The organism is Pseudorhodoplanes sp. (assembly GCF_035565795.1).
GTDB lineage: Bacteria > Pseudomonadota > Alphaproteobacteria > Rhizobiales > Xanthobacteraceae > Pseudorhodoplanes.
The window spans coordinates 1-9,061 of sequence record NZ_DATMRV010000151.1; the positions used below are offsets into that span (position 1 = coordinate 1).

A 9,061-nucleotide genomic window follows, 5' to 3' on the forward strand; every position below is an offset into this window, starting at 1 on the left:
GCCATGCAAGGCCTCCGCGACCAGCAGCACGCCGACGAAATTCAAAAGCAATGTGCACAGAACCTCGTTCACGCCGCGCTTGAGCCGGATGATCGCGGCGATCGCAGCCCAGGCGGCGCCGCAGAGCGCGCCGGCCACGAGCGCAAGCGCAATCAGCAGGAACGGTGGAAGCCAGAGGACATTGAGCGCGATGTATGTCGCAGCAATGCCGCCGACCGCGATCTGGCCCTCCGCACCGATGTTGATCACCTTGGCGCGGAAGCAAAATGCGACGCCGACTCCGGCGAGAATGTAGGGCGTGCTCTTGTTGAGCGCGAAGGCAAGCCGTCCTGTGGTGCCGACGGCGCCCTTGATCAGCGCCCAATAGGCGTAGAATGGGTTCTTGCCGGCCAGCAGGATCAGCAGGCCGGTGACGGCGAGGGCGAGGCCGATCGCGGCGCATGCGAGCAGGAAGGTTCGCAGGCCGTTGCTTGACGCGAGCGCCGTCATCGCGCGATCGAGGAAGCCGGGATCCTTGTCCCGCGCCCTGTCGGTGGCAGTGGCCATGCTCATGCGGCCCGGCTGGCGGTCTGCGCCATCGCTCCGGCACCGGCCATCATCAGGCCGATCTCGGTGACATCGACGTTCGCGCGCGGCACCGGCTTCGAGAGCCGGCCTCCATACATCACGGCGATACGGTCGCCGAGCATGAGAACTTCTTCAAGGGATGCGGAGAGATACAGGACGGCGCCTCCGGCATCGCGCAACGCGATCAGCTGATCGATGACGAAACGGGTGGCGCCCGGATCGAGGCCCCAGGTTGGCTGGAACGCAATCAGCACCTTCGGCTTGCGACCGATCTCGCGCGCCACCACGATCTTCTGCTGATTGCCACCGGAGAGCGTGCGCGCTGGCGCATCCGGCCCCGCAGCACGGATGCCGAAATGCTGCATGCGCTCGCGCGTGTGCTCCTCGAAGGCGCTCCGGCGCAGCCAGCCGTGCCGGGAAAATGGTGTGCGGTCGAATTCGCGCAAGGCGAGATTGTCGGCGACGCTCATCGCCGGCACGAGCGACGTGGCGGCACGGTCGACAGGGATATAGGACAGGCCGGCCGCGAGCCGTTCCGCGACGGGCAGGCGCGTGATGTCTAGACCCGCGAGATCGATGCCGCCTTCGGTGGCGTCACGCAGGCCTGCCAGCACATCGACCAGATCGGACTGACCGTTGCCGTCAACACCGGCGACGGCAAGGATTTCTCCTGCGTGCAGCGAGAACGAGATGTCGTTCAGCCGCTGCAGGCCCTTCTCGTCGCGTCGGCCGAGCTTCACGACGTGCAGCACCGGCGCTCCGGGCGCATGTTCCGTCTTCACGATTGTATTTGTGACGTCGCGCCCGACCATCATGTGGGCGAGATCCGCCTTCGTTGCACCTTCGGCGGCGCGGCGGCCGGAGACTTCGCCGTCGCGCAGCACCACGATGTCGTCGCAGATCTCCAGAACTTCATCGAGCTTGTGCGAAATGAAGATGACGCCGCGGCCCTGTTCGCGCAGGCGCCGCATCACATCGAGCAGGCCGCGGATTTCCGGCGGGCTGAGATTCGATGTCGGTTCGTCCAGAATGAGAAGCTCGGCGCCGCGCAGAATGACCTTCATGATCTCAACGCGCTGGCGCTGTCCATGCGGCAGATCGCCGACGACCGCGTCCGGATCGAGATCGAGGCCGTAGGTGCGGCTGGTATCCCGGATCAAAGCTGCGATCTCCTGCGGGCGCAGCCAGAAGCCGGCGCGATCCCAGCCGAGCATGACATTCTCGGTGACGGTCATGGCGTCCACCAGCGTGAAATGCTGATGGATCATGCCAAGGCCCGCTGCGATCGCCATGCGCGGATTGTGAGCCGCGAGTATCTGGTCCTTGAAGGTGATGGTTCCGGCATCGGCCGCCACGATGCCGAACAGCACCTTCATCAGCGTGCTCTTGCCGGAGCCGTTCTCGCCGAGCAGGCCGACGATCCGGCCAGCCGCAACATCGAGATCGATGTCGCGGTTGGCGCGGACCGAGCCATAGCTCTTGCAGATGCCGCGCATCTTCAGCATCACGGGCTTCCCGGCGGAGGCGTATCGTGCGTCAGCTGCCGCCGCGCGCGTCGTCGCGCGTGACCGAGACCTTCAATTCGCCTGAGGCGAATTTCTTCTGCAGGCCGTCGATCTCGGCAATCACCGCCTCGGGCACCTTGGCGTTGAAGGCCCTGTCGGCGCTCATGCGCAACTCGGCGCCGGTCGAGCCCGGCGTGTTGAAGCCGTACAGCCTGTATTGTCCGCCGACCTTTTCCTTCTTGCTGGCTTCGGCCGCTGCCGAATACATGTCCGACCATTTCTCGATGATATTGGTCAGCACGTTGTCCGGTGCGATGGCGGTGTGGCCGAACGAGCGGCCGCTGGCATAAACGCCCTTCTCCTTGGCCGCCTGGATGAGGCCGGCCTGGCCGGCATTGAGCTTGCCGAAGATGAAGTCGGCGCCGCCCGCGATCAGTGAGAGCGCGGCTTCCTTCGCCTCTGCGGCGTCTTCCATGCCCTTGATGTAGACGACCTTCACTTCGATGTTTGAATTGACGCTCTTCGCGCCCTTGCGGAAGCCGCCGACCTGCGCGACCACGTTGGGCAGGCCTTCAAGGCTGTTCACCGACGCGACCTTGCCGGTCTTGCTCATGCGCGCTGCAAGAACGCCCATAAGATAGCCAAACTGCGCGTTGTCGTAGTCGATGGAAGTTACGTTGTCCCCGGCGCCCGCGGAACCGGAGCCGACGATGAAAAGGGTCTTCGGGAAGTCCGGTCCGACGCGCTGCGCCGCCGACAGGAAGCGGCCGGTATGGCCGACAACCACCTTGTAGTCCTGCCGCGCATAGTCGCGCAGAGCCTCCACCATGTCGGCCGCCGGTACGTTTTCGGTATAGCCGATCTGCCAGCCGAGTGATTTCAGCTTTTCGGCGCCGGCATAGCCCTGCGCATTCCAGCTCTGGTCGTTGATGCTGCCGGGGAAGAGGAAGGCCGCCTTGTCCTGAGCATTTGCGGGCATGGCCCAAAGGGCCGCGGCAAATGCGGCGGCGGTCCCCGCCAGTTTCAGCCAATGCGGTTTATGTGTGCTCTTTCCCATGCGAAAGCTCCTGGAAATCGGGGTCTGACCAACAGGCTTCGCCGTCGAACGCCCGTTCGGTCGGTCTCATGCAAGAAGCGTTCCCGATTTCACCTGAGCATTGCGCCAATCGGGGGGGCCGTCGCGTTTTCAGCTCAGACGTGCATTTTGTCTGGCCAAAGCCGCCAAGTACTTGCGGTTGGCGGGATTGCTTCAGCCTGGGGCAGTGCACATTGGGCCGGATTGGGGACTGACAGGGCCGGCTTGAAACTCGTGCGGGCGGAACACTGCCCACGCTCAACGACATCAAGGAAATAATCGAGTGAACCGCCGCCCAGCGCCTTAACGGGCTCAGGCGACGCAAATTCGCGGGGGGGATATCCGCCCGCATCGGGTTATTGAAGTTCAAGTTCCAGCTGTCGACAGCGGACCATCAGTTTCTTCGATGCCAGGTCCTCGCTAGCGGCGGGCGCGGCACGGATTTCAGTCGAGGCACTTTAAGCATCGATCAATAGGTCAGCGTGACCAGCAGCGTATCGTTATAGGTGCCCGCCGCTGGCGTGGTTTGCGGAGGGACACGACCAAAGACGGGCTTCAGCGTCAGAAGGCCACTCCCGGTCGCGGCGTAGGTATCGCTGCCGATTGTCTGTCCCCAGTTTTGCGACATCCCGCTGTCACGAAAGATTTGATAATTCACCGTGGCTCCGCCGGGGCCGGTCATCTTGCGGTCGGTCACGGTTGCACCCGTGCCGTTACCGGCACTCAGCGCAATGTTATAGGGCGTGGTGTTGGTGCACTGGACCGCGAGGCTCCCCTGCGTGTCTATGTTCGAATTGAGCAACGGCACCGCGCCGAAATTGACGTGATCCTGCACCGACAAAAGGCAGCTCTTCGGAACAGTCGCCTGAACCTGGAACGAGGGACCGTTCTGGGTCGAGGTCAGCAACGGACTGTTGCAGCCTGTCAGCAGAGATACCGCGCCAAAACGTAAAGACATGTCGATCGTCGACGTATAGGTGCCCGGCGCGGCCGTCTGCTGGTTGCCGAAAAGCCGCGCATAGACGGTTTGCGTCGCAGTTCCGCCAAGGCCCAGCACAAGCACAACGCCGATCGCGGGCACTGTGCCAAGCGAAGGGTCCGTCAATGAGCCCCATGGGATCGAATAGCCCGCATCCTGGAAAAGCTGGACGTTGATGGTTTCCGTGCCTCCGACACGCTTTAGGTGCCGCGACGTCGATCCGTTTGCGCCGCCGGTTCCTGCGCTGAAGCTCGGACAGACCTGCATCAATCCGATCAGGCCGGTGCATTGAATGGTGAGGGTTGCTGTGGTGTCGACATGGCCACCACTGAGGATGTCAATTCCGGTGAAGGAAATGGGCGACGTGATCGTGGTATTGGCGGCGCATTGCTGTGCCTGCGCGGCCTGACAGGTCACGAGAAGCAAAATGACGAGGAGGAGAAGCCGTTTCATTTGATCACCGGCAAATCACATTTTCAATGCGTGCGAGCTCACCGGGTTTGTGTTCGAACGGGAACGAAGCGCGGCAAGTGCGGCCATTCGGCTGATCGACAACAATCGTGTTGGCGGCCTCGACATCCGTGATGAAAACCTGACCGTCGTAACCGACAACCCAACTGCCGGCACCGCCCTCCCGGCTCGCGGTCGATCCGACCTCGATAAAGCGCCCGTCGGCGCCACGCAGACTGACAAGCGCGGACCGGTTGCCCGGCCTGGCTTCGAACTTGACGGTGACACCCGACTGCTGTGCCGGAACGACCTTCTGGCGCACACGTTCGAGATCAATATCGATCGGAAGCGTAGCAGGATCGACTGCGATTTCGTTCTTTATCCAGGATTGCAACGCGGGGACCAGAACCTTGCCCGACGCGTTCGTTGTTCCGGCCACGCGATTCTGATGACTGACGGTGACGTCCGGCGCACCGACATCGACGACGGCAAAGGCATCGTCGATCTTGTTGGTCAGGAATATATCTTTTTCCATCATGACCACCGCTCCGTCGACCTGCCCGAAGGCGTTGGCGCTCCGGGTGCCGCCCTGGACACCGGCTTCGATTCTTGCGCTCGGCAGCCGGTAGGCAGCGGCAACTGCATTCGAGGCATCATCTGTCGAGCCGCGCAGGCGCCATCCATAATCGTGAACCGCCCCGCTCATCTGACGCATTGCTTCCGCCGTGAATGCCGGCCGCCGATCCAATGATTGAACGGCCGCCATCGCCGAAGTTTGGTCATTCAGCGCGAACGAAAGTCCCCCGAATACGCCGTAACTCTCGCGGTCAATGTCCTTGTAGGCGGAGACAAATACGTTTCCGTTCGCAAGGACCGCGCGACTGTAGGATAGGCCGAAGATTCGTGATGTGTCTCCAATCGCGGTTTCCAGATGCGTGAAGGACAGATTGACGGATGACCGGTCGAAACCAAGCGGAAGCGAAAGCGAGACCTGGTCAATCGCTTTTGGCGGCAGCGCCAGCCATTGTCCTGGATAGTGCGCGTCGTAACTTGACGAGGCGGAAACGGCAGCGAGGTCGATATAGTCGCCGAAGGTCCGCTGACTTCGCAAGTACACGCTGAAATTTTGCGAGCGCGCCTCTATGGAAGCGTTTGCGAGGAAGCCGGTGCCGCCGCGGTGGTTGCTTGCAGCGAAGGCGAGCGAGCCAATCCCGAATGTGCCTAGCCCGAACACGCCGCCCACACCGCCATTCACCAGGTTATCGGTTGCTTCGGCATGGGCCTCGAGCGTGAATGTATCCGACACGCCGACGCGGCCACTGCCGGAGAGCATCGGGTCTTTGTCATAGGAGTTGGACTCGATCCCGTACCAACGACGTGCAAAGCCCGCCTCGAAGGAATAATCGGTCAATCCCGGCCTAAGAAGATCCGGCGAGGCGTAATACGCAACATCCTGGACGGTCTCGCGCCCCAACGCGTCTCGAATGAGAAGACGGGCGGTTCCCTGGCCGGTCACAACGGGCAGATTGTCGACCCGAAACGGGCCGGATCCCACCTGACCGCTATAGACCCTGGAGTTGTTCACCAGCACATCGACCGACGACGGAACCGCTGCCGATCCCGACAGGTTTGGCACCGGCATGGTGATCAGGTCCGGCCTGATCGAAAAATTATGACGTCTTTGGAAGCCTCCCATCCGCACCGGACGAGCCCAGCTCGGTCCGCGCGTAATGAAGTCGCCGACGACTGTGGTCGTCAGGCTATCCGGGTCCGAATAGCTCCATCGCGTATCCAGGCGCGTGAAGTTCGGCAGTTCATCGCCTTGATCGACGCGGCCGATAACGGAGTTTGTCAGCGTTCCGTGCGGTGAGAAAACCCGCGAGTCGAAATATCCGGAGACGCCACGATACGCACTTCTGCCGAATTGCCGCGGATCGCTTTGCAGGCTTCCATAGATCGTATAGTTCACCAGCGCCCCCGTACCCGAGACCGGCTGCAGGTCGGCGCGATCCTTTCGTCTCATGTCGATGATGCGCACAACGCGGGCATCATCGGACGCTGTGAAGTGGATGGTCTGGCGCGCGGCGTCGTAGCGATAGGATACATTCGACAAGCGCTCGAGCAGCACATAGCCATCTGCCGATGTCGCATTGGCGGCTGGAACAAGCCCAATGTTGCGGAATTGTCGCGCCGAGATCGAGAACGTGCCGTCGGCATTTTGCCGAAAGGATGCGATGAGATTGCGCGGTTCTCCGTTGATGAAGACTTCGAGCTGCAGGTCCTGAGCCCGCGAAGCTTGAGCTCGCAGGTTTTCGGTTTGCAGGTCTTGGACATGCAAAGCTTGGACATGCAGGTCGTCGGCATCAGGTGCCGGATCGGCATGCGAGCGGTCTGTCGAAAGACCAATCGCGACGGATAGAAACAGTCCGATCGTGTTAGCGATCGACCTTGACTTGCGCATGGATGGGGCCAGATCCACTTCGCGCTACGATATTCGCGACGCCGGAATAGGAGTTTTGAAGCGACGCAAAACGCCACCGCACCGTGGACCCGGGCAATACATAACCAACAAGCCCGCTCGCTCTGGCGAGTTCTTTGCCATCCCGAGTCTTGAGGCCGAAATCGGAAATACGGATATGAGATCCGCCTGAATTTGTCGCCGAAACCAGAATGCTCCCTCCGCTTCGCTTCACGGTCCAGGTCAGTCGCGATTTCGTGGAATCGGCGGCTGAAAAGAAGACAGGAACGGAGTGCCTGATCAGCAGATTCACGGAGTTGGGCTTTCGCTCCTTTGGATCGGGCAGTTGATCGATGATCAAACGATAGCTCTCTTCACCCGCGGCATTTCTGGTATCGATACGCACGATGCGCACGACGTTCTCGGCGCCAGGCGCGATGGTCCCTATCGGCGGGCTTGTGACGACACCGTTGGCTGGTTCCAGGCGGTCCTCGCCGTTGGACTGGCTCCAGCGCATGATCCGAGACTGCACGGTAATCGCCGTGTCGCCCTCATTACGAAGAGTGACGGCGACGGTCTTCGCTGGTTCGGTTACTTCGACTGAAATTGGAGCGATACGGAGAGAGGCGGCGTGCGCTGTGCTGGTGATCGCGACCGCTAGCAATACGAAAACGGCCTTCGTCATCGCGGCCTCTCGGTCTTAGTAATTGAGAGTGATCGTCACCGTGTCGGTGTATGTACCGGCCGGAGGCGTCGTCTGCGAAGGGACCCGGCCATAGATGGTCAGTGACTGAGCGACACCGCTGCCTGTGCCGCTCACACGGTCCACGCCGAGCGTCTCGCCCCAGATTTGTAAACGCGCCGGGTCTGAGTAGAGCTGATAGCTGACTTGTTCGCCCCCCGATTCCATCCGGCGCGAATTGATCGAGCCGCCGCCGCCGCCATCCAACGACACCGTGTACGGGACGCCGCTGGTGCAAAGAACTTCGAACGAGCCGGTCGCGTCGACATTGGACGAGAGCAATGCATGAGGTCCGAAGTTGATGTTGTTGACGTTTTGTAAGAGGCACCCCGCGGTTATTGTGATCTGAACCGAAAGGTTCGCAGTCGCGACTTGGGCAACTGCACCGATTGTCAGGAAGCTTAAGCCGACCAGTAGAACAACGGTCGCGACTAATGCTTTCCTCATTGGTCCCCCTAGGAAATTCATGCGCGAATCAATTGCAGAATTATTCTACATTTGACTGTTGCTGTTTCAAGATAACGCCGCACTGTGTTGCGCTGTGCGCCTCATTGCCTTGATTACAAGACGCGTTGCTCGACAGTTCTCGGTTGAAATTCGAGAAAGTTATGCTTCTGAGATTTTATTTATGGGTGACTCAGTTTTGTTATCCATTGAAGATCGGCGACAGAGCGGCTGAACAAATTCTGTGAAAGTGATGGCGGAGCGTCGCAATTTTGCTCAGGCAGCGTCACCGGAAACGAACGCGGTCCGCCTGTTGGGCTGCTGGCCGACATGGGGCTGCATCGCGGCGGGGGCGAGCGCCGCGTGATGCCCGAGAAGTTGACGCGCTAGAACGCACGTAATGGCAGCTGGAACGCGAAAGCGATCCTGCGTGTCGGTCCGCCTCGCGCGCGGTGGATGTGATCGAGTTCGACCACTTCCGAAACCCGCTGACGCGGCGGGCCGAAGGCGGTTCTCACGGGTGTGCTTGTCATTCGATATGCATCAAGAGAAGATCATGAAAAAGGCCATGGCGTTTGTCTACGGTCGGCTCCTTCAATGACGGCTGGCCATCTGCTGTTCGCAATTGTGACCACTGCCCATATCTTCATCGGGATCAAGCGCGAGGAGCGGGATTTGACGTGAATTTGGAGATCAATATCGAAACGACGCGCGATCGCGTTGGCACTGTGTTGCCGGAGCTCGGAGTGATTCACGCATGGACACGAGGCCGGTCGCATAAAAGTCGCCTCGTGCCACCGCAAGCGCGTGGCGCGAGGCGAACACCTGCTTGACGAGCGAA

The 9,061-nt window shown here is 60.8% G+C and carries 7 protein-coding genes and 1 pseudogene; 1 reads left to right on the forward strand and 7 read right to left on the reverse strand.

Annotation, left to right across the window (positions count from 1 at the left end):
- From VNZ93_RS13670 to VNZ93_RS13700, 7 genes are all read right to left on the reverse strand, one after another.
- Positions 1-546, reverse strand: a 546-nt coding sequence (locus VNZ93_RS13670) for an ABC transporter permease subunit (protein ID WP_414710073.1), incomplete at its 3' end; no start/stop codon positions are given.
- 2 nt (positions 547-548) lie between these two features.
- On the reverse strand, positions 549-2,072 hold the full coding sequence (locus VNZ93_RS13675; protein ID WP_325705802.1) for an ABC transporter ATP-binding protein: 1,524 nt from the start codon (positions 2,070-2,072) through the stop codon (positions 549-551).
- A gap of 31 nt (positions 2,073-2,103) precedes the next feature.
- Positions 2,104-3,129, reverse strand: a complete 1,026-nt coding sequence (locus VNZ93_RS13680; protein WP_325705805.1) for a BMP family protein — start codon at positions 3,127-3,129, stop codon at positions 2,104-2,106.
- A 487-nt stretch (positions 3,130-3,616) separates the two neighbouring features.
- Positions 3,617-4,579: a spore coat protein U domain-containing protein gene (locus VNZ93_RS13685; protein WP_325705806.1), complete on the reverse strand. Its 963-nt coding sequence runs from the start codon at positions 4,577-4,579 to the stop codon at positions 3,617-3,619.
- 4 nt (positions 4,580-4,583) lie between these two features.
- A complete protein-coding gene (locus tag VNZ93_RS13690) occupies positions 4,584-7,037 on the reverse strand; it encodes a fimbria/pilus outer membrane usher protein (protein ID WP_325705808.1) in 2,454 nt (817 codons plus the stop codon).
- Positions 7,012-7,719: a molecular chaperone gene (locus VNZ93_RS13695; RefSeq protein WP_325705810.1), complete on the reverse strand. Its 708-nt coding sequence runs from the start codon at positions 7,717-7,719 to the stop codon at positions 7,012-7,014. The genes VNZ93_RS13690 and VNZ93_RS13695 overlap by 26 nt, the downstream gene beginning before the upstream one ends.
- 15 nt (positions 7,720-7,734) lie before the next feature.
- On the reverse strand, positions 7,735-8,223 hold the full coding sequence (locus VNZ93_RS13700) for a spore coat U domain-containing protein (RefSeq protein ID WP_325705813.1): 489 nt from the start codon (positions 8,221-8,223) through the stop codon (positions 7,735-7,737).
- Positions 8,224-8,808: 585 nt separating this feature from the next.
- Here VNZ93_RS13700 and VNZ93_RS13705 point away from each other — a divergent pair.
- A pseudogene (locus VNZ93_RS13705) lies at positions 8,809-9,001 on the forward strand (isoprenylcysteine carboxylmethyltransferase family protein); the annotation flags it as partial.
- Positions 9,002-9,061: the final 60 nt, after the last annotated feature.